Below are 20,540 nucleotides of genomic sequence, written 5' to 3'. Positions count from 1 at the left end.
AGGGCCACCTCCAACCCGTCAACCCTCTTTTTAAAAAACTTTCACAATCTTCAAAAACTTATCTATCTCAACCATCCGGTTATCTAGCTAAGCCCTTGTTTTGCCGAAGCTTTTTGAGAGCCCCTCAGGAGCAGCGCCCCGTCGGTGAAGCCGGGTTATAAAGACCTCAACACACCCTGTAAACACCTTTTTTCAAAAAAATGAAAAAAAAGGTCAAATAAACTGACACATTATACTTAACGCATTGTTTTTAAACGATGATTTAAATGGTATTATTTGAATTAACCGGGACTCGGTGAATGCCCCTTACATACAACACGTAAGCTATGATAAAGATAACGTCATGACACAAGATAATGATGAGACGGAATTGCCCGTCACCGACCCCATCGTCACCGGCATTCTTGATGCGTTGGCAGGCGGGTCCTCACTGACCGTAGAACAAACCGCACGCGCCATTGCCGAACAACGGCGCAAACCCAAGGATGGCCCGCAGTTATGGCGCAAGTACATGCTGGCGGTTAAACAACAGGCCATGCATCTGGGTAAAACCGGACAAATTGAGATTGTCCATAAAGGTGAAGTCATCGACCCGGATAATTTCAAAGGTCGGGTTCACCTGCGCCTGAAAAAGTAATACGGTCGCGTTACAGACCAACAAAAAAGCCCCTTTCATTTCGATAAGGGGCTTTTTCTATATTTGGCGAATCATTTCACTTTTAATCAAAGGCATCATCCCAAGTGCCTTGAGTCGCGGCCTTGGAATATTCGGTTGCGCGATTTTCAAAGAAGTTGGCATGTTCCACTGCATTGAGCATGGCATCCAGCCACGGGATCGGATTCTTATCGATATGATATTGCGGGGTCATCCCCAACTGCTCCAAACGACGGTCCCCGATATACCGGATATATTGCTTCACATCCTCGGCGGTCATACCTTCCACGGCGCCCATTTCGAAGCATAAATCAATAAAGGCATCTTCATGGGTGACAATGGTCGCACAGGCCTCATAGAGGCGACGATGCAATTCATCGCGATCAATCTCGGGATTCTCTTCCAGAAATGTGCGATAGAGCTTGATGATCGAATTACAGTGCAGCGTTTCATCACGAACCGACCATGTAATGATTTGCCCCATGCCCTTCATCTTGTTCAAACGCGGGAAATTCAGGAGAATCGCAAAACTGGCAAATAATTGCAGACCTTCGGTAAAAGCCCCAAAGACTGCCAGTGTTGTCGCAATATCAATTTTAGTTTCAACACCGAATTGCTGCATATAGTCGTATTTGTCTTTCATTTCCTTATATTGAAGGAAGGCCGCATACTCGGTTTCAGGGATTCCGATGGTATCAAGCAAATGCGAATAGGCAGCAATATGAATGGTCTCCATATTTGAAAAAGCCGCCAACATCATTTGAACCTCGGTCGGTTGGAACACGCGGGTATAATGGCGCATGTAGCAGTTATTGACCTCGATATCGCTTTGCGTGAAAAAGCGGAAAATCTGTGTCAGCAGATGACGTTCACTTTCCGTCAAGTTCTTGTGCCAGTCTTTGACATCATCAGCCAGAGGGACTTCTTCAGGCAACCAGTGGACCTGTTGCTGGGTCAACCAGGCTTCATAGCACCAGGGATAACGGAACGGCTTATAAACGGGATTTGCATCCAGAAGGGACATCTTTTCTTTCTTTCGTTATGAGTTCGTCTTGGTCCAGCGGTTCACTGACAGGCCAGACATTCTTCATATTTATTCTCATCACTTAAAGGCAAACGCGGGTTATCCGGCGTTTCCACTTTTTCCAGCAAGACACGTAAGCTTTCCGGCATATGGTCCTTGGTGGCAACGACCTCGGCACGCTGAATGGATTTGGAACGACAATAATAAAGACTTTTCAACCCGCGCTTCCAAGCCTGATAATGCAGCTGATGCAAATCGCGTTTATGAACATTCGCTGGCAAGAACAGGTTTACGGATTGAGCCTGATCAATAAATTTCGCCCGGTCCGCCGCCAGATCCACCACCCAAATCTGATCCAGTTCAAACGAGGTTTTAAAAATATCCTTTTCATCCTCACTCAGGAAATCAAGGTGCTGAACGGAACCCTCCTGCACGGTGATAGAGGTCCATGTTTCTTCATCATTCTTGCCATAACCTTCCAAGACCGCCGCAAGATAAGGGTTGCGTACGTTAAAGGAGCCGGACAAGGTTTTATGCATGTAACTGTTGGCGGCAATCGGTTCAATCCCCGGTGAGGTTCCTCCGCAGATAATCGAAATAGATGCCGTCGGGGCAATCGCTGTTTTGCAGGAGAACCTTGCCTTCATGCCATATTCTGCCGCATCCGGGCAGGATCCGCGTTCATCCGCCAAAACTTCGGAAGCCTCGTCTGCTCTTTTCTGAATATGGGCAAAGATATTACGATTCCACGCTTTCGCCAGCGCCGATTCAAAAGGAACACGATTCTTTTGTAAAAGAGAATGGAACCCCATTACCCCCAGCCCAACACTGCGTTCACGCATTGCTGAATATTTCGCGCGCGCCATTTCATCCGGGGCATTCTGGATAAAATCTTCCAGAACGTTATCAAGGAAGCGCATGATATCTTCGATAAAGCGGGGATTATCTTTCCATGCTTCATAGGTTGCGAGGTTCAAAGAAGACAAACAGCAAACAGCTGTGCGTTCTTCCCCATGATGATCAATCCCTGTGGGCAAGGTAATTTCAGCACACAAATTTGACGTTTTTACTGTCAACCCGGCCAATTTATGATGTTTGGGCAAGGCCGTATTTACATGATCGGAATAAATGATATAGGGCTCGCCGGTTTCAATACGGGCTGTCAAAATACGAATCCACATGGCGCGCGCTTTAACACTGCGCATCACGGTTCCATCATGTGGGGACAGCAATTTCCAGTCTTCATCATTTTCAACCGCACGCATAAATTTATCGGATAGGAGAACACCATGATGCAAATTAGGTGTCTTACGGTTGGGATCCCCACCGGTCGGGCGGCGGAGTTCGATAAATTCTTCAAGCTCGGGGTGAGTATCCGGCAAATAAACGGCAGCAGATCCACGGCGTAAGGAGCCTTGAGAAATCGCCAAGGTCATGGAATCCATCACACGAATGAACGGAACCACACCGGAGGTTTTTCCGACACGCCCCACGGGTTCGCCGATAGAACGCAAATTCCCCCAATATGAGCCAATCCCACCGCCTTTAGCAGCCAGCCAGACATTTTCTGTCCAAAGCCCGACAATACCGTCCAGCGAGTCGTTTGCTTCATTTAAAAAGCAGGAGATCGGTAATCCACGAGTTGTTCCGCCATTCGACAGAATTGGTGTTGAGGGCATAAACCACAAACGGCTCATATAATCATAGATACGTTGCGCATGTGCATCGTTATCCCCGTATGCTGAAGCCACACGACCAAATAAATCCTGATAGCTTTCTTCCGGTAACAAATAACGGTCCGCCAAAACCGATTTGCCAAACTCGGTTAGATATTGATCGCGGCTGTGATCCACATGAACTTGTGCCCCACCTTGAACCTGGACCACATCAAGCATACTTGATTCCACTTTCTTTACGCCTCCGTTTTTACGTACGACTTCGATTTATATATAGGAACAATTATCCATGCAGCGTGAAATACCACGCTCATCATCTTGTTCTTCCATCTTGGTTTTAAAGACCGCCCAAGCTGATTCGCAGAGCGACCGCCACGTCTCCACCTAGGAAACGGGCGGTCGTTGGATTGTTTTTGCTCCAAAACGCTCCAAGATCAGCTTTCTCGTACCCCAGATATTGTGGATACAAGGCCTACCTGTCAACAAATTATAGTAATTCTAATGGATTTTTCCATTTAAGAAAAATTCCGCCTGCAAAACAGACCGCACAACAGTTGGGCTTCTGAATTTAGAACATACCCGCTGTGAAAATCACTTACCGAATAAACAATAAGGCGCGTTCAATACCTTCATCAATCGTCGTTTGAATTTCTTCACCGAGGAACACGCCTTCTTCTTCCTGTTCTTTTTTTAGATTTTTAATTTCGCCCAAAATCGTCTGAATCTCGTCCACGATTTGCTTGGCGGACCCTTTAAGCTTGTCCCCCTGACGTTTTAACAGATTCTCCGATGCTTGAATGCGTTTGCCCACTTTTGACGCATGAACCGTTTCATGCACAAAAAAGTAATCTTCCAACGCAGATTTAAGTTTTTCAGGATTAAGGGACGTGTCATTCAGACAGGATAAAACATACTTTACGTGCTCCATCGGTCGACGGCGCAATTCGTCCATTGTCAGAGGCAGACGATCAACGACAAAGTTTTGCGACATACACGCCGCCTGCAGCATATTGATATCAAACTTATTTTTACGCTGAAACAACACCACAATGACAAGATCGAAAAAGATATTGTCGTAAAATTTATACAAACGCGACAAGTTGCTCACAACCGGGCCGACATCGGGTTCTTCCTGCTGGTTTACGATCTGACTGATACATTCATATTCTGTTTCAAATTGCTTTTCGCTCAATTGCAAAGCGTAGGACAGTAAACCGAAACTAAAATGCTGGGACAAATTAAACACGCCCTGACTTTCCAGTTTCTGCCATTCTTTATGAACCCGAATTGGCGTTGTTTCTTTTTCTTGCGTTTTCCCCTTAACGGATTCTTTTTTCTCTTTTTTACCAAAGGCAAAAACTTTTTTCAGACTGGAGCCCAATCCACCGGAAGACTCATCCTTTTTTTTGCCACCGAGAACTTTAATTTCCTGCGGTAATCCTGCAATTCCCGCACGTGCGATTTCTCCCGCCCAATCATCAAACGCCAGACCGATAATGCCATCAATATCACGGTAGCGATCTTCGCTATATAAACGTAGAACCTCCTCGTCACTATCGGACCTATCTGTATGTCCATAGACTCGGCGCGATAACAAATCGCGTTTCTCGCGGATTAATTCGACAAAAGGCTGTCGTAAAATTTCAGGGAAACGAGGCGACAGTAGAAACAAAGGCGCGACACCATCTTCATGGATACCGCTAACATCAACAGCCTTCCCCTTCTCCACAACAATGCTGTCCCCGCGCAAAAAGGCCAAACGTTTACACAAACGTTTATAAGCATAATCAATAAGAATTTTTTCTTCCCGTTCGTAAAGGAAACCTTTTGCCACCGCCTGAATCGGTTCATCCGCTTGCAGTGGCGTAACTTGTTTAATTTTTTCCTCTTTTGGGGCGGCTTGGGGGGATTGCGCCTGCTCATCCGATTGAGCTGGTGCCTGCTGTTGAACTGGTTTGCGTTGTGCGACTTGGATACGCTTAATTGTATTAGCCAACGCATTTTCCAATTCTCCGGCCCTTTTACGGGCAAAAGATGAAAATTCCTGATCTTTAAACGCAAGACACTTTTCAAGAAAGCTCAAGGCCGTCTGGACCTTCACCAGAATATCCGGCGTTAAATCGCCTTCCTCATGGTTCGCCAATTCCGATAAAATCTGGGTCACCGCATTATCAATGACCTCCATCAGCGTGACTTTATCCGTATCTGGCCCGAGGTTCATCAACTGAGCAAACGCACTTACACCACCGATAGATGTACTACCCGTTCCTGATGATCCTTCTTTTGGTGGCGTAGACATGCGTGTCACCCCGGTAAAACGTCCATTTTAATTATAATTATTTGCGATATTATTTACAAAATTATGATCATCTATAGGTTATAGTTCAAGTCTTTCAAAGGTTATTTTTTCGAAACCTGTGTACGTCTTCCTCAATTTGCAGTTTCCGGCTCTGGTTGACGGAATTCAATTGTTTATGATTATTAACAAAAGTACTATCGTGCGTTATCCACAAACTGTTATGGATACGAACTGATTTTCAATAGGGTTATTTGTCGTGAAGAAAGTTCTAATCGCGCTGTTCATCTTTGTAACTATTCTGGCTGCAGCGATTCTCGTTATTCCAAGCTTTATCGATTGGTCCGGTCATCGCGCTGAAATTGCCAAAAAAGTAAAAGAGGCAACCGGACGTGAACTGATCATCGGTGGCAACATTGCCTTCACGGTTATTCCCTCCCCTGTCTTAAAAATTGGGGACATCCATCTTGCCAATGCGGCAAATGCCAGTAGCACGGATATGATTGCGGTTGAACAACTTGACGTACGTGTCTCCCTGCTTCCATTGCTCGCAGGGAACATCCACGTCCAATCCATCCGTCTCATTCGCCCCATCATCCAGTTGGAAATACTGGAAAACGGCAAAGGCAACTGGCTGTTCACAACCTCAAACACCGCCCCGGCTGATATAGAAACAACAAAACAAAGCAATGATCCGGCCTTTATCGAAAATGACACCGCAAATAAACCTTCCCTACCCATTCAGATCGACAATCTGATTATTGAACAGGGCCAACTGGTCTATCTGGACCAAGCCAATCAAATCCGCGAAGAAATACGTGACATCAACAGTCGGTTTGGCATTGCCGGATTGAACGGCCCGTTCGAAGCCGCAGGAACCATGCTCGTGCGCAATATTCCTATTGGTATCGAAGGTTCCATCGGACAAATCATACATGGGCGAACGGCATCTTTCGCCACACAAATCAGGTTTGCACATGGCAAGACCAGCACCCGCATCACCGGCACCTTGGTCAATCTTGCCGAAGGCCCTAAAGTCAGTGCCAAAATTAATTTGAATGGAGACAGTCTCGCCGGGTTTATCAGCGCCTTCCAAAAAACAAATCAGATGGCAGGCGGACTGGATCGTACTTTCTCCGCTCGTGGCGAGATGACCTACAGCCCCAATGGCTTAAGTCTTGGCAAGGACGGCCTCACGCTTATGATGGGGGATGATCGAGGTACTCTACATGTTGAGTATGAAAAGAAAGAAACTCAACAACTGAGGATTAAAGCCAATTTCAGCAAAATTGATGGAGACGCGTGGTTAGATGCCTCTCCATATAAGGTAGTTGAACCTGCTCCTTTAGCTCCGGTCATCACCTTATCAACCAAACAACCCCAGCAAGGAAGCCGCATTTCAGCGGCAATCGACACCGCAACTCCCCCTAAAGAACAAGCGGTAAAAACCCCCTCTTCACCAAACATCCCGAATGATCTAAACGCAACCGTCGCCATTAATGTAGATGCCCTTTTATTCAAAGAACAGGCAATCCGGCAGGCACAAGCCAATATATCCCTGACACAGGGGGAAATCGCGCTTGAACGTCTGTCCGCCATATTGCCGGGAGCCGGCGAATTAACCGTTTTAGGTGTTGCCGGAGATCGCAACGGCAAATTAAACTTTGACGGAACACTGGATTTAAATGTCACTCATTTACGTGGTGCGCTTAACTGGCTCCAAGTCAATACAAGTAATGTCCCGCTTGAACGTTTGCAACAAGTAACTCTCAAATCAGATCTCAATGTGACAGGTGAAGAACTCCATCTTCTAAACCTAGAAGCAAAACTTGATGGTTCCACCCTTAATGGCGGTCTAAGCATTGCCCTGCAATCCAGACCCTCATTTGGCGCTTCTTTTCATTTGGATCAATTAAACCTTGATGCCTATCTGGGGCAAGAAATTCAATCCCCGGCTCCTGCACAAAACGACAGCACCACGGCACAAAACCCCTCTGTTCCTGAAAATCCGGCGGCACAAAGTCCGACCTCCTTGTTGGAATCCTTGGCCCTGTTAAATACTTTCGATGCCAATCTTGATCTCAGTGCAGGTCAAGTTGTCTATCGCAATCAAACCATCGAAGACATCTATTTAAACGCCACTATTTTTGACGGAAAGTTGGACATTCAAGATACCCATATCACAAATTTGGCTGGTATCCGTTTGACAGGTAAAGGAAGCATTGCACCAACAGAAGACGGCTACCGTGCCGACAACCTATTCCTTTCATTGGATGCCCCTCATTTTACAGAAGGCGCTGCACTTATGGGTCTTGGAAACGTGCTGGATTGGTCCAAGATCGGTGCGGGGAATGCCAGCATCACCTTCAATGGGCCTGTGTTGTCACCCGATATGGATATTAATATTACGGCCCTTGACACCACCTTTTTTGCTGCGGCCAAAGCAGACCTCCTTCCCCTGCCCACGGCGGAAGCCAGTATCAATATTGCCATTGCTGACGTTGCAAAATTAACCAAAGGGCTCGGTGTAAACTATCGCCCTCGTAGCCCTCTTACCAAAATAGATATCAGTGCAGACCTGAACGCCGATCTGACGCAAACCACCCTGAAAAATATCATTGCTCAAATTGGTAACGATCAAGTCAGCGGACATATTCTTTTTAAACAACAAAGCCATCCGCACCTTGATGTCAATTTGCAAGCCGATCGCCTTGACGTCACCCCGTTTCTTCCGGCAGATGATCAAACGACATCATCAAATATAAACAAGGTGCCAACAACAAATACGTCACAGGCCTCAGCCGCATCAAACCGTTGGTCGCAGGAGGCAATCGATTTTGCCTTCATGCAAAATATGGATGCTGATTTTCAACTAAATGCCAAACAGCTTCTCTATAAAAAAGTCATTCTGGATAATTTAGCCCTTAAGGCGCAGTTGCAAAATGCTGAACTGAACATCAATGATGCCAGCGCAAACCTGTTTGGCGGACAAGCGAAAATCAGCTCAAAGATTGTCGCAGGCGAAACAAACAACATTCAGGCCACCATCACCGCCAAGGATATGAAACTGAAGCCACTGTTGAACCAAATCGGCTCAACAACTGCTGCCAATGGTATATTGGCTTTGAATACAACGCTTGCCACCCAGGGAAAAAGCGAGAATGATTTTATCTCCCATCTGAATGGCAACGGTTCCCTCAATTTAAATCAGGTTTCCGTTTCTGGTAAAAATACAGGTGGTTCCCTTTTTGATATTCTCAATCTCTTGGCGACCCTATCCGGCAAAGACCCATCAAAAGGTTTAGCCGATATTGCCATTCAATCCGATATCACCAAGGGTGTCGCCAAACTCAGTCAAGCGACCCTGGCCTCTCCCATCGCAGGTGGAAGCGCACAAGGGCGACTGGATTTGCCCAAATGGTATATGGATGTCAGCGGAACATTGAATATCAAGCAAAACGCCCTGATCGGCCTTTTGGCACAAAAAGCGAAAATGAAACAAGATTATCCTTTCACTCTTAAAGGACCACTGGATGCTCCCAATGTAAAACTGGATACCGGCAGTCTCAGCAGTGGCGGTGGATTGATTATTCCCCTGCCCGACAAATTAGAGAAAAAAGGCTACGGCAATATTATTCGCGGCCTCATTGGTGCATCAGGTGGTCAAACGCAAAACACACAGCCCGCAGAAACAACGGCGCCTGCAACATTGCCTACCCCACAAAATAGCGGCGAAACACTCGCCCCGCCACCACCGCCCAGTGCCGCAAACGACAACACGCAAGTTCCGAGCCCGGAACAACAATTGTTGCAAGGTATCGGTGATTTACTGCGCAAAAAATAAGACCCTAACGCAAATAAGCTTGTAGGTTTTCTCTGAGGTCATCCGGTAAAGAAACAGATTTTTCATTTTGCGTATCCGCCCAGACCATCACATTTTCAATGGTACTAAAACATTTGTCGTTACAGAAAAGTCCCTGTTCAATGACAACCGATGAATTTCCAATTTTGCGCACGACTGTACCTATTTTTACTTTGCCGGGATAGTATGCTGCCGCCAAATAATGAATGGTGATCTTTGCGATGACCCAACCGATGCCGTGCCCCCCAGTACTGCCTGAGTAAACCGTTTCCAAGAAATCAACCCGTCCACTTTCCGAATAAGTGGCAAAAGCCGTATTATTCACATGCCCGACACGATCCAGATCGGCAAAACGGATAATCTCATCCGTCCAATAGGAATAGCTTTCCCTCTTTCTTAAGTCTAACTCATTCACGTCATTGTATCCTTTTAACATTCTTAGAATATTTCTAACAGGAGTCCCCCCTGCCTGTACAGTTTCACAAAACAACAAAGCCCTTTTCAATCTCTCAATTTCCAGATAAAGGGTTGAAAAACTCCTCCTCAATGGCGATTTGAGGCTGGTAAAGGAATCCATTTTCCTATAGTGTCCGGCCCAAATGAATATATATGTAATATTTGATTACATAGCTGTATTTGCCTGTAACATGATTGGCAGACCTGAATGGGGATGCATCTTGAAGTTGGAGATGACCGTGAAGTCCATTAAACCTGTTCTCATTTCTGGACGTGAAGTACACCCGATTATTGAAGGGGGGAAAGGCGTTGCTGTATCAAATGGTCGCAGCGCAGGCGCGTTTGCCGCTGCCGGATGCGTAGGCACATTTTCCGGTGTGAATGCCGACTCTTATGACGCGCAAGGCAATCCCATTCCACAGGTTTATCACAGCAAAACCCGTAAAGACCGTTTCGAAGAGCTGATCGCCTACGCCATTGAAGGCGGCATTGCACAGGCACGTATCGCACACGAAGCGTCCAACGGTGAAGGCCGTCTTCATATGAACACCTTATGGGAAGCCGGCGGTACAGAACGCATCATCCACGGCGTTCTCGAAGGGGCCAAAGGTTTAATCCACGGGGTTACTTGTGGCGCTGGCATGCCTTACAAAATGGCAGAACTTGCTGCTCAGTATAATGTCTATTATTACCCGATCGTCTCCAGCATGCGCGCCTTTCGTGCCCTGTGGAAACGCTCTTACAGTAAATACGCCGACCTTTTAGGCGGTGTCGTCTACGAAGACCCGTGGAAAGCGGGGGGGCACAACGGTCTGTCCAACGCCGAACGCCATGACGAACCGCAGGACCCGTTCCCGCGTGTTGCTGAAATCCGCAAATTCATGAATAGTGTCGGCTTAAACAATGTTCCTGTCATCATGGCAGGTGGCGTCTGGTATCTGCGCGACTGGGAAGAATGGCTGGATAACCCGGAAATTGGTCCGGTGGCTTTCCAGTTTGGTTCCCGTCCCTTGTTGACGCAGGAAAGCCCCATTCCCGATCACTGGAAACAACGCCTGTTGAACCTGAAAGAAGGCGATATTTCGCTAAACAAATACAGCCCGACAGGTTTCTATTCATCACAATTAAACAACGACTTCCTGAAAGAACTGGGGGCGCGTGCCTCCCGTCAGGTCGTCTTCTCTCGTAAACCTACAGAAGACCTCAGCGCGGAAGTTAAAGTTGGCGCACGTGGTCGCCCCATCTATGTCGCGCCAGACCAACAGGGGGACGTTGAAGGCTGGATTTCTGAAGGTTACACCGAAGGCATGCGTACACCGGACGACACCATGATTTTTGTCACCCCGGAACGTTCCCGTGAAATTCTTGCAGATCAAGCCGCCTGCATGGGCTGTCTGTCTGCCTGTAACTTCTCCAACTGGGCAGATAACGAAGAAAACACAACGGGCCGTCTAGCGGACCCGCGTTCCTTCTGTATCCAGAAAACCTTGCAGGATATCGCACATGGCGGGTCTGTGGACAACAACCTCGCCTTTGCCGGACATAATGCATTTAAGTTTGCCAATGACCCGATTTTCCAATCCGGTCGTGAAGGCAAATTCCCCACGGTTGAACAGCTTATCCAACAGATATTGACAGGAAACTGATTTTTTTTAGGGTTAATTGACCTGTATCAATTTTTCTTCGAACGGTTTCTGACATATTCAGCGCAATGTTGAAGCATTCTAATTTTAAAGTACCAATTTCTTCATCGAATATGTCATAACCGTTTAGTCGATAACAGGTGGTTAACATGGAAAAAATACGCCCTTTCAGTCACGCGCTAGACCGTCTACGTGATGCTGGTCTTCGCCCGACACGTCAACGCCTCGCCCTTGCAAAATTATTGTTTGATGAATGTGACCGTCACATCACCGCCGAACAACTGCATTCCGAAGCGCTGGCCGGCAATATCCGCGTTTCCCTGGCGACCGTTTACAATACACTTCACCAGTTTACTTCTGCTGGCCTGCTGCGCGAAATCGTCGTCGATGCGGGTCGCTCCTACTTTGACACGAACACAACCTGTCACCATCATTTCTTTGATGAAAACACAGGTATTCTGTCTGATGTACCCGAAGGTCAACTGCAAGTCACCGGTGTTCCAACACCGCCCAGCGGTTCCGAAGTGGAAAGCGTTGATGTAGTCGTGCGTATTCGCGCTGCATCATAATTCGATAGAGCTGTCTCTTTCGAATTACAAAGCCGGATTCTGGGGGGGATCCGGCTTTCCTTTTTTTAAGATCAAACAACAGATCACTCCGTCGTCTTCACGTCCATCTTTTCAAGATTCAATCGGGCTGTTTGGGCCGTCTCGCTAACCGGGTCCAGTTCAATCGCCGTCATCCAATCCTGGCGGGCAAGGTCGTTATAGCCCTCAATACGATATAACATGCCACGCTCAAGCAGCGCATCCGCATTGGCAGGCATCAAGGCCAAAGCATGATTGATATCGCCCCATGCCTCTTCAAACATCTCGGTCAGGCGATAAATTGTTCCGCGAAAAACATAGGCATCTACAAGGTTTTCATCTAACGACACAGCCTTGTTTAAATCATCCAATGCGTCCGTATAATGTTGTGTACTGGCGCGCACATGGGCACGATCAACATACAGGTCGGGATTGGTTTCAGCCAAAGTGATTGCTGTACTCAGTACAGCGCGGGCACGATCATGTGCGTTTGCCAAAAACCAGCCTTGTGCGGCTTGTGCCAAAATTTGTGCTTTAAATTCTTTCGATCGACGAGAGGTCTCGGCAAGCTGTTCCATGCGTTGCGCCCCTGTCTCATATCGCTTCATCGCAATCAGGGCACTGGCAATACAATGTTCCGCCGCTTCACCACCGCCGAGACCTTTCCATGATAAACCACTATCAAAAGCCTTATGTGGCGCTTGACGAACAAGCTGCATACAGGCTTTATACTGTTTCGCATGATCAATCGGTTCGGCTTGCGCCGCAACACCGCATAGCGACAAAATGACAGTAGCAGATAGAAAAGCCTGACGTTTCACTTCAAACCTCTTAAAATATTGAGAAATACTTTTTTTCTTTGTAACGGGTTCACAACATGAACACACTCTTTATCTTCGGCATGGGATTTAGTGCCGGACATTTCGCCCACCGGATGAAAGCCCAAGGCTGGAACATTATTGCCACATCACGCGAACCCGTCGCCGTTGAGGGAATCGACATCATCGCATTTGACGGGACAAAACCCATTGCCGATTTTCATGAACGGCTCAAGGATGTGACCCATGTCCTGCATTCCATTCCGCCACACAAGGAAACGGGCGATTGCGTCTTCAATCTACATGCCCGTGATCTGGAAAAATTGCCGAACTTAAAATGGATGGGATATCTGTCCACCACCGGTGTCTATGGCACCGCTGACGGGGCAACGGTAAATGAAGACAGCCCGCGCCACCCCACCAGCGCCCGTGCACGCGCACGCAAGCAGGCCGAGGACAACTGGCTTTCCACCCGCCTGCCCCTGCATATCTTCCGCCTTGCCGGTATTTATGGCCCGACCCGGTCCCTGTTCGATTCGATTGCCAAAGGACGCGCCAAGGCCATAGACAAACCGGGACATGCCTTTTCGCGCATCCATGTCGAAGATATCGCAGGCGTTCTGGAGGCTTCCATCCAGAAGCCCAATCCGGGCAGCGTCTATAACCTATGTGACGACGAACCGCTGGAACCACTAAACGTCCTAAGAACGGCTTGTGCCCTTATGGGGGTCGATATGCCCCCGGTTCAGTCGTTTGACGAGGCCGCCAAAGAAATGTCCCCGATGGCCTTAACCTTCTGGAACGACAACAAACGCGTTGATAACAGCAAAATTAAAACCGAACTGGGATACGTTCTGCAATACCCCGATCACCGCAGCGGTCTGGAAGCCGTCTGGGCAGAGATGCAAAAAAATGTATGAGTTCTTTCACGACCCGATTTACTTCCTCACCATGATCGGCACCGTTGTTTTTGCCTTATCCGGCGCAATGGCTGCAGCACGTAAGGAACTGGATATCTTTGGTTTTATTATCGTCGGACTTGCCCCGGCGGTGGGCGGTGGGACCGTGCGTGATCTTTTGTTAAATGCCGAAAAAGTTTTTTGGGTTGAAGATTTGAACTTCCTATATGTTGTCATTGTCGTTGCCGTCATTGCCTTCTTTCAGGTTCATCGGTTGGAAGGCAAACGTTACACCCTTTTGATGTGGGCCGATGCCTTTGGACTGGCACTTTTTACCGTCATGGGTACACAAATCGCCATGACCTACGACATTCATCCCGTTATGGTCGTGGTCATGGGAATGATCACCGGCACATTTGGCGGTATGGTGCGCGACATTATCTGCAACGAGGTTCCCTTTCTGTTGCAAAAAGAAATCTATGCCCTCGCCGCTATTGTCGGCAGTTGTGCTTATTTGTTTTTCCTGCATTTGGGATTGGACAAACAAGGCGCAATGGTCATTAGCGTGGCGGCTACTTTTGTTGTACGTGGCCTTGCCATCGTATTTGGTTGGAGCTTGCCGCCCTATAAAGCCGGTGGAAGCCCGACATGAATATCCAAAAATTCGCAGCACTGAGTGGCGTTTCTGCCCATACTCTGCGTTATTATGAAAAGATTGGGCTTTTACGCGATGTTGGGCGCAACAAAAATGGTCATCGTGATTACAGCGAAAACGAACGGGTCTGGATTGATTTTATCAAACGCCTGAAAGAAACGGGCATGGCCTTAAAAGATATCCAGCGTTATGCCAATCTGCGCGCCCAAGGGGACGAAACGGCGCAAGATCGCATGGATTTATTAATCAACCATGCCGATGTTTTGGAAGAACGCTTGCGTCAGGAAAATGAACATCTGGACAAGCTGAGACAAAAAATCGCCTTTTACCGGAGACAAGTTTCGGAAAATTAATCTATTGACTTAGAGTACGCTCAAAGCCGTAGCCTTTCTTTCATACCAAACAAACTAATGTGAAAGAAAGAAAACCATGTCCCTCACACGTTATGAAGCCGGCCTTGCAAAACTGACTGAAATTGATGGACAGGCAGGGCAAAATGTCATCGACAGTCTTGCCGATATCGCTCCGGATCTTGGTCGATATATTATTGAATTTGCCTTTGGCGATATTTATCGACGCGAAACCCTTGATCTACAACAACGCGAACTCATCACCGTTTCCGCCCTCAGCGCAATGGGTGGATGTCAGCCGCAATTGGAAGTCCACGTCAACGGGGCGTTAAATGTTGGATGCAGTGCGAAGGAAATCGTTGAAACCATGATCCATATCGCCCTTTATGCCGGATTTCCTGCTGCCCTAAACGCCATCACCGTTGCCAAAAAAGTTTTTGCCGAACGCGATATTCAGCTTTAATCCATTTTACGGCGCGCAGAAAGCGCTGCACTCAGGGTGCCGTCATCCAGATAATCCAGCTCTCCGCCCACCGGAACCCCGTGGGCAAGGCCGGACACAAGAACGTCGCAATCTTCCAGACAATCGGCAATATAGTGCGCGGTCGTTTGACCATCGACCGTCGCACTGGTCGCCAGAATAATTTCTTCAACACCATGATCTTGGGCACGCCCAACCAATTGGTCGATTTTCAGATCATCCGGGCCTATGCCGTCCAACGCCGATAATGTCCCACCCAAAACATGATAACGTCCGCGAAAACTGTTGGATCGTTCCAACGCCCACAAATCCGCCACGTCCTGCACTACACAAATCACCCGGTCATCCCGGCGTGGATCTGTGCAAATCGAACAAGGATCACTGCCATCCAAATTTCCACAAACAGAGCAGCTTTTCACCGCTTGATCCACCCGTTGCAAGGCGTGGCTCAAAGGTTGCAAGACGGTCTCTTTCTTTTTCACAAGATGCAAGGCTGCACGTCGGGCGGAACGCGGCCCCAGACCGGGCAACTTGGATAAAAGCTGAATAAGTTGTTCGATTTCAGGCGCAGCCATCTTGGTCCCGCTTAAAACGGCAGGGACATACCCGGCGGCAACTGCAAACCACCGGTGATTTCGGACATGCGTTTGTTGACTTCTTCTTCCATCTTGGATTTCGCATCCGCCAAAGCCGCAACGATCAAATCTTCCATAACTTCTTTATCTTCGGGATCGACCAAATTTTTATCGACATCAATTTTTTTAACATCTGCCTTGCCGTTGATCACCACATTGACCATGCCGCCACCAGAGGTACCGTAGATTTCCAATTCCAACAAACCGTCTTGGAACTCCTGCATCTTGGCTTGCATTTTCTGCGCCTGTTGCATCATTTTTGCCATGTTTTTCATGGGTTATTCATCTCCACTCGTATTATCCGGATCACCCGGGTTTTCTTCGATCTGAATCGCTGCATCCAGCGTATCCAGCTTAATTTCATGTACTTTTTCAATCACGCTTTCAGGGAAGCTCCTGAGGATATCGTGCACCAAGGGGTGTTTGGCAACCTCTTGCTTGCGTTTTGCAATCTCTTCATCACGAACCTGCGCCAATGTGACATCACCAGCTTCATGACGCGAAACCCCGACAGCCCACACCCGATTGGTGTGAGTATCAAGGAACTTTTTCAAATCCCCCGCTAAGGTCGACGGCGCGTATTCCCCAGGGCGAAATTCGATTTTTCCGGGACGAAAAGACACCAGATGCAAATTATTCATCAGGTTTGCTTTCAGAACGATATCGCGTTTTTCTTCGGCAAGTTCGGTCACTTCAACAAAGCTTTGCGGGTCGGCCTTGGTTTCATCCTGCACACGCGGCTGAACTTGGGCCACACCACCATTAACCACACGCATACTGGTCGTCGGCGTGCCACTGTTGCCGCCACTTGATGATCTCCCCATTGCCGGGGCACCAACGGCCTGCGCCATCTGTCCGGCGCTACCGCCACCACCGCCAGACGGGCCACTACCGCCCGGCCCACTGGGTTGCGGATTATTATTCATTAATCGAATAGCTTCTTCCGGTGTCGGTAAATCGGCAACATAACACAGGCGGATAATCACCATTTCAGCGGCCTGCTGAGGATGCGGCGCATTGCGCACTTCGCCCAACCCTTTCATCAAAATCTGGTAGGCACGTGCCAAAACCGACATGGCAAGTTTGTCCGACATGTCCTTGCCACGCACACGTTCCATTTCAGAAACAACCGCATTTTGCGCGGCATCGGGAACGACTTTGACACGCGTCAACCAATGGGTCAGTTCCAACATATCCTGTAAGACAACGTTCGGGTCCGCCCCGGCCGCATACAGATTATCCATTACAGCCAACGCCGCTGGCGCATCGCCTTGCATAACCGCATCAAACAGATCGAACGTACGGCCCCGATCCGCAAGACCCAACATATCACGGACCTGTTCTTCACCGACTTCGCCGTGACAATGGGCAATCGCTTGATCCAGCAGACTAAGCCCATCGCGTACAGACCCGTCTGCCGCGCGTGCAATCATCGCCAAGGCATTGTCATCCACAACGGCATTTTCTTTTTCGGCCACCATTTTAAAATGAGATGCCAGCATGTCCTGATCAATGCGACGCAGATCAAAACGTTGGCAACGCGATAAAACCGTGACCGGGACTTTGCGGATTTCGGTGGTTGCAAAAATGAATTTGACATGCGCCGGCGGTTCTTCCAACGTCTTCAACAACGCATTAAACGCGCCCTTAGACAACATATGCACTTCGTCAATGATATAGATTTTATAACGTGCTGACGTCGGGCGATAGCGTACCGACTCAATCACTTCACGAATATCATCCACACCTGTGCGAGACGCCGCATCCATTTCAATCACATCGACATGACGGTCTTGTGCAATGGCTTTACATTGTTCACACACACCACATGGGGTAATGGTTTCCTTGCCCTGACCATCTTCCCCGACACAGTTTAAGGCACGGGCCACCAGACGGGCGGTTGTGGTTTTCCCAACACCGCGCACCCCGGTCAGCATGAAGGCTTGCGCCAGTCTGCCGGACTTGATCGCATTGGACAGCGTACGCACCATCGCGTCCTGTCCAATCAATTCTTCAAATGTGGAGGGGCGGTACTTGCGCGCAAGAACGCGATAGGCACCTTTGTCTGCGGTTTCAGTCATAAAAAAGGCCAGCCGTTTCGAATAAATTCCGTTTGCTCAAATTAACAGGGCTTGCCCCGACATACCAGCCGAATTCGGTCTGATTTAGATCAAAGTGATTATTTCTTTTTCTTCTTTTTATCTTTCTTTTCTTTCGCCTTCATCTCTGCCTTGGTTTGTTTGGCCTGCGCCTGGAGCATTTCACCGAGAATTTCACTTTCGAACTCCCGTAATTTTTCCCAGACCTTTTCTTCAGAAATTTCCAAACTCGCTTTCGCAAAGTCGCTCAAGATACGATCAATAACAGGTTTAGGGCCTGCGCTTGTCAAATCAGCACTGATTAATTCCAGAAAATATTCTTTCTTATCCAAACCGAGTTTTTTTGCCGCCCAATTCGCAATTTTTTTATTGCGTTTGGCTTCCAGATAAAAATGTTCCAATTCATCGTTGGCGTGGCGGACTTCATCTGTCGCCCGTTTTGAATTCATGGTTGCTACTACTGACATATCGCGTCCCCGTTTATGCTTTTTCGTCCCGCACTTTCTGCGCTTTTGCATAACGTTCACGCAAATCATCCATCTGCTCTGCAATCACGGCTGCGGCCCCTTCGCCATCACCGGCTTCGATCGACGTCAAAATACGTTCATGCTGTGCAATTGTTTTTTCCTTATCCCAAAAACGAAAAATGATCAAGTTCACGATCGGCTGCACCGCTTCGATCACAGATGACATCATAAAACGCAGCATGGTATTACCTGTTGCATCCACAATTGCACGATGAAAACGCACATCGGACGCGCAGAAGTCCTGATCCGACATGGCAGCATTTTTTTGCAAAGACAATTCAAACATCATGCTGTTGATATGGCTTTGTTCACGACGCTGCGCCGCCAGTCGCACACAGACCAATTCCAGTTCGCGACGCGCTTCTGCAATATCGGACAGATCGAATTCCCCCATCGTCGTCAACAAGGATGTCATATTGATCAGCGCATTTTGTGCTTCATCACTATCGGGACGATTAACAAAGGTGCCGCCACTTGGCCCCCGACGGGAGCGGATCAGGTTTTGCGCCGCCAAACGTTTTAAGGCTTCGCGAATGGTCGGGCGCGACACACCAAACCGCTGCGCCAATTCCGGTTCCGTCGGCAAGCGTTCATCCACCTTCAAATCCCCATCGACGATGGCTTGGCGAAGAGTTTGTGCAATCTGTTTGGCCAGACTTTCGGTGACCAAGGGTTCGAATTTCAGTCCCATATCTTTATCATTTCATTCATGTGTTTCATACCTTGCACAATGCCCCCTTAACCCCCAAATATCAACTGAATTATCCCATTTGTTAATTTGTTTGACAAATATAAAAATAACATTACCCTACAACTTAGATTCTATTTTTTGAGGTACACCATGTTTAAATCTCTCCTGCTGTCCCAGACAGACGAAAAAGTCAGCGCACAAATCACCGAGATAGACGAAAGCCAACTCCCGGAAGGCGACGTTCTGGTAAAAGTCGATTATTCAACATTGAATTATAAAGACGGTCTCGTCCTGAACGGGTTGGGTGGATTGGTGCGCAATTATCCCCATATCGGCGGCATTGATTTTGCCGGTACGGTTGAAAGCAGCGATCATAAAGATTTTAAACCCGGCGATAAGGTTGTTCTCACCGGTTGGCGCGTCGGCGAAGCCCATTGGGGCGGTTACTCACAAAAAGCCCGCGTGAACGGCGACTGGCTTGTCCCCCTGCCTGAAGGTTTAACGCCCCGCCGAGCAATGGCTGTAGGAACTGCGGGCTTTACGGCTATGCTGGGGGTTATGGCCTTGGAAGATCATGGTTTAACCCCAGATCAAGGCGAAGTTTTAATCACGGGGGCAGCAGGTGGTGTTGGTTCTGTTGCCGCTGCCATTCTCGCCCATCTTGGCTACAATGTTGCTGGATCAACCGGACGGGCTGACACCCATGATTATTTACGCGAGATGGGGGTCAGCACCATTATTGATCGTAGCGAGTTGAACGAACCGTCCAAACGCCCGCTGGAAAAAGAACGTTGGGCCGGTTGTATTGACGCTGTGGGGGGGACGACTTTGTCACGTGCCCTCGCCCAAATGCAATATGGCGCAAGCGTTGCCGCCATCGGTTTGGCAGGTGGTAACAAACTGGACGCCACCGTCATTCCGTTCTTGCTGCGTGGTGTAAATCTGCTTGGCATCGATTCGGTCATGTGCCCCACAGCAAAACGCCTGCGCGCTTGGCAACGTATTGCCACCGACCTACCAATGGATAAACTGGAAAACATGACCAACGATGCCAAATTGCAAGACCTGCCGCAATTGGGAAAAGACATTCTCGCCGGGAACGTTCGCGGACGGGTCGTTGTCGATATCGCCGGAAGCTAACGTTTTAACAATACACCCTTGTCAGAAGCCTAAAGCACGGACTAGA

Annotated in this window: 19 protein-coding genes; 9 read left to right on the top strand and 10 right to left on the bottom strand. The window is 48.2% G+C overall.

What is annotated here, in order from left to right; all coding sequences use genetic code 11:
• Positions 1-343 precede the first annotated feature (343 nt).
• Entirely contained in the window at positions 344-637 is a 294-nt protein-coding gene (locus ACI0FF_RS02960; protein WP_188660316.1) for a DUF3253 domain-containing protein, read from the top strand.
• An 82-nt stretch (positions 638-719) separates the two neighbouring features.
• On the opposite strand, the gene ACI0FF_RS02955 is transcribed toward ACI0FF_RS02960, so the two are convergent.
• The 3 genes from ACI0FF_RS02955 to ACI0FF_RS02945 form a co-directional block, all read right to left on the bottom strand.
• Entirely contained in the window at positions 720-1,679 is a 960-nt protein-coding gene (locus ACI0FF_RS02955) for a ribonucleotide-diphosphate reductase subunit beta (RefSeq protein WP_417822107.1), read from the bottom strand.
• 41 nt (positions 1,680-1,720) lie between these two features.
• Positions 1,721-3,574, bottom strand: a complete 1,854-nt coding sequence (locus ACI0FF_RS02950) for a ribonucleoside-diphosphate reductase subunit alpha (protein ID WP_419798658.1) — start codon at positions 3,572-3,574, stop codon at positions 1,721-1,723.
• A gap of 376 nt (positions 3,575-3,950) precedes the next feature.
• Positions 3,951-5,654 (bottom strand): hypothetical protein, encoded by a 1,704-nt coding sequence (locus ACI0FF_RS02945; RefSeq protein WP_419798657.1) that lies wholly within the window; start codon positions 5,652-5,654, stop codon positions 3,951-3,953.
• A 256-nt stretch (positions 5,655-5,910) separates the two neighbouring features.
• On the opposite strand from ACI0FF_RS02945, the gene ACI0FF_RS02940 reads away from it, so the two are divergent.
• Positions 5,911-9,495, top strand: coding sequence for an AsmA family protein (locus ACI0FF_RS02940; protein ID WP_419798656.1), 3,585 nt, complete (start codon positions 5,911-5,913; stop codon positions 9,493-9,495).
• 4 nt (positions 9,496-9,499) lie between these two features.
• Here the strand turns inward: ACI0FF_RS02940 and ACI0FF_RS02935 are convergent, their stop codons facing one another.
• Entirely contained in the window at positions 9,500-9,928 is a 429-nt protein-coding gene (locus ACI0FF_RS02935; RefSeq protein WP_419798655.1) for an acyl-CoA thioesterase, read from the bottom strand.
• A 280-nt stretch (positions 9,929-10,208) separates the two neighbouring features.
• On the opposite strand from ACI0FF_RS02935, the gene ACI0FF_RS02930 reads away from it, so the two are divergent.
• Positions 10,209-11,615 (top strand): NAD(P)H-dependent flavin oxidoreductase, encoded by a 1,407-nt coding sequence (locus ACI0FF_RS02930; RefSeq protein WP_419798654.1) that lies wholly within the window; start codon positions 10,209-10,211, stop codon positions 11,613-11,615.
• A 146-nt stretch (positions 11,616-11,761) separates the two neighbouring features.
• Positions 11,762-12,181: an iron response transcriptional regulator IrrA gene (gene irrA, locus ACI0FF_RS02925; RefSeq protein ID WP_419798653.1), complete on the top strand. Its 420-nt coding sequence runs from the start codon at positions 11,762-11,764 to the stop codon at positions 12,179-12,181.
• An 83-nt stretch (positions 12,182-12,264) separates the two neighbouring features.
• Here the strand turns inward: irrA and ACI0FF_RS02920 are convergent, their stop codons facing one another.
• Positions 12,265-13,020 (bottom strand): tetratricopeptide repeat protein, encoded by a 756-nt coding sequence (locus ACI0FF_RS02920; RefSeq protein ID WP_419798652.1) that lies wholly within the window; start codon positions 13,018-13,020, stop codon positions 12,265-12,267.
• A gap of 56 nt (positions 13,021-13,076) precedes the next feature.
• Here ACI0FF_RS02920 and ACI0FF_RS02915 point away from each other — a divergent pair, with 56 nt between their 5' ends.
• The 4 genes from ACI0FF_RS02915 to ACI0FF_RS02900 all read left to right on the top strand — a co-directional run bounded on the left by ACI0FF_RS02915 (position 13,077) and on the right by ACI0FF_RS02900 (position 15,384).
• Positions 13,077-13,937 carry an SDR family oxidoreductase gene (locus tag ACI0FF_RS02915; RefSeq protein ID WP_419798651.1) on the top strand — a complete coding sequence of 287 codons (861 nt, stop codon included), beginning with the start codon at positions 13,077-13,079 and terminating at the stop codon, positions 13,935-13,937.
• Positions 13,930-14,568 carry a trimeric intracellular cation channel family protein gene (locus tag ACI0FF_RS02910; RefSeq protein WP_419798650.1) on the top strand — a complete coding sequence of 213 codons (639 nt, stop codon included), beginning with the start codon at positions 13,930-13,932 and terminating at the stop codon, positions 14,566-14,568. Before ACI0FF_RS02915 ends, ACI0FF_RS02910 begins: the two co-directional genes overlap by 8 nt.
• Positions 14,565-14,924 carry a MerR family transcriptional regulator gene (locus tag ACI0FF_RS02905; protein WP_419798649.1) on the top strand — a complete coding sequence of 120 codons (360 nt, stop codon included), beginning with the start codon at positions 14,565-14,567 and terminating at the stop codon, positions 14,922-14,924. Before ACI0FF_RS02910 ends, ACI0FF_RS02905 begins: the two co-directional genes overlap by 4 nt.
• A gap of 76 nt (positions 14,925-15,000) precedes the next feature.
• Entirely contained in the window at positions 15,001-15,384 is a 384-nt protein-coding gene (locus ACI0FF_RS02900) for a carboxymuconolactone decarboxylase family protein (RefSeq protein WP_419798648.1), read from the top strand.
• Here the strand turns inward: ACI0FF_RS02900 and recR are convergent.
• The 5 genes from recR to ACI0FF_RS02875 form a co-directional block, all read right to left on the bottom strand.
• Complete coding sequence (gene recR / locus ACI0FF_RS02895) at positions 15,381-15,977, bottom strand: recombination mediator RecR (RefSeq protein WP_419798647.1); 597 nt, start codon at positions 15,975-15,977, stop codon at positions 15,381-15,383. The genes ACI0FF_RS02900 and recR overlap by 4 nt on opposite strands.
• Positions 15,978-15,988: 11 nt before the next feature.
• Entirely contained in the window at positions 15,989-16,312 is a 324-nt protein-coding gene (locus ACI0FF_RS02890) for a YbaB/EbfC family nucleoid-associated protein (RefSeq protein ID WP_419798646.1), read from the bottom strand.
• A 3-nt stretch (positions 16,313-16,315) separates the two neighbouring features.
• Positions 16,316-18,118: a DNA polymerase III subunit gamma/tau gene (locus tag ACI0FF_RS02885; RefSeq protein ID WP_419798645.1), complete on the bottom strand. Its 1,803-nt coding sequence runs from the start codon at positions 18,116-18,118 to the stop codon at positions 16,316-16,318.
• 98 nt (positions 18,119-18,216) lie between these two features.
• On the bottom strand, positions 18,217-18,603 hold the full coding sequence (locus tag ACI0FF_RS02880; protein WP_419798644.1) for an ATPase inhibitor subunit zeta: 387 nt from the start codon (positions 18,601-18,603) through the stop codon (positions 18,217-18,219).
• Between the two features lie 13 nt (positions 18,604-18,616).
• Positions 18,617-19,354 carry a FadR/GntR family transcriptional regulator gene (locus ACI0FF_RS02875; RefSeq protein ID WP_417822092.1) on the bottom strand — a complete coding sequence of 246 codons (738 nt, stop codon included), beginning with the start codon at positions 19,352-19,354 and terminating at the stop codon, positions 18,617-18,619.
• A 150-nt stretch (positions 19,355-19,504) separates the two neighbouring features.
• Here ACI0FF_RS02875 and ACI0FF_RS02870 point away from each other — a divergent pair, with 150 nt between their 5' ends.
• Complete coding sequence (locus tag ACI0FF_RS02870; protein WP_419798643.1) at positions 19,505-20,494, top strand: MDR family oxidoreductase; 990 nt, start codon at positions 19,505-19,507, stop codon at positions 20,492-20,494.
• Positions 20,495-20,540: the final 46 nt, after the last annotated feature.

The organism is Terasakiella sp. 4MB5A (assembly GCF_050058155.1).
GTDB lineage: Bacteria > Pseudomonadota > Alphaproteobacteria > Rhodospirillales > Terasakiellaceae > Terasakiella > Terasakiella halodenitrificans.
The sequence above is the reverse complement of the archived record's forward strand: the minus strand, read 5'-3'. Positions and strand labels throughout refer to the sequence as shown.

Coding starts and splice junctions, on each gene's coding strand:
- ACI0FF_RS02960 (WP_188660316.1), top strand. CDS start 344: ATGACACAAGATAATGATGAGACGGAATTGCCCGTCACCGACCCCATC.
- ACI0FF_RS02955 (WP_417822107.1), bottom strand. CDS start 1,679: ATGTCCCTTCTGGATGCAAATCCCGTTTATAAGCCGTTCCGTTATCCC.
- ACI0FF_RS02950 (WP_419798658.1), bottom strand. CDS start 3,574: ATGCTTGATGTGGTCCAGGTTCAAGGTGGGGCACAAGTTCATGTGGAT.
- ACI0FF_RS02945 (WP_419798657.1), bottom strand. CDS start 5,654: ATGTCTACGCCACCAAAAGAAGGATCATCAGGAACGGGTAGTACATCT.
- irrA (WP_419798653.1), top strand. CDS start 11,762: ATGGAAAAAATACGCCCTTTCAGTCACGCGCTAGACCGTCTACGTGAT.
- ACI0FF_RS02915 (WP_419798651.1), top strand. CDS start 13,077: ATGAACACACTCTTTATCTTCGGCATGGGATTTAGTGCCGGACATTTC.
- ACI0FF_RS02910 (WP_419798650.1), top strand. CDS start 13,930: ATGTATGAGTTCTTTCACGACCCGATTTACTTCCTCACCATGATCGGC.
- ACI0FF_RS02905 (WP_419798649.1), top strand. CDS start 14,565: ATGAATATCCAAAAATTCGCAGCACTGAGTGGCGTTTCTGCCCATACT.
- ACI0FF_RS02900 (WP_419798648.1), top strand. CDS start 15,001: ATGTCCCTCACACGTTATGAAGCCGGCCTTGCAAAACTGACTGAAATT.
- recR (WP_419798647.1), bottom strand. CDS start 15,977: ATGGCTGCGCCTGAAATCGAACAACTTATTCAGCTTTTATCCAAGTTG.
- ACI0FF_RS02890 (WP_419798646.1), bottom strand. CDS start 16,312: ATGAAAAACATGGCAAAAATGATGCAACAGGCGCAGAAAATGCAAGCC.
- ACI0FF_RS02885 (WP_419798645.1), bottom strand. CDS start 18,118: ATGACTGAAACCGCAGACAAAGGTGCCTATCGCGTTCTTGCGCGCAAG.
- ACI0FF_RS02880 (WP_419798644.1), bottom strand. CDS start 18,603: ATGTCAGTAGTAGCAACCATGAATTCAAAACGGGCGACAGATGAAGTC.
- ACI0FF_RS02875 (WP_417822092.1), bottom strand. CDS start 19,354: ATGGGACTGAAATTCGAACCCTTGGTCACCGAAAGTCTGGCCAAACAG.
- ACI0FF_RS02870 (WP_419798643.1), top strand. CDS start 19,505: ATGTTTAAATCTCTCCTGCTGTCCCAGACAGACGAAAAAGTCAGCGCA.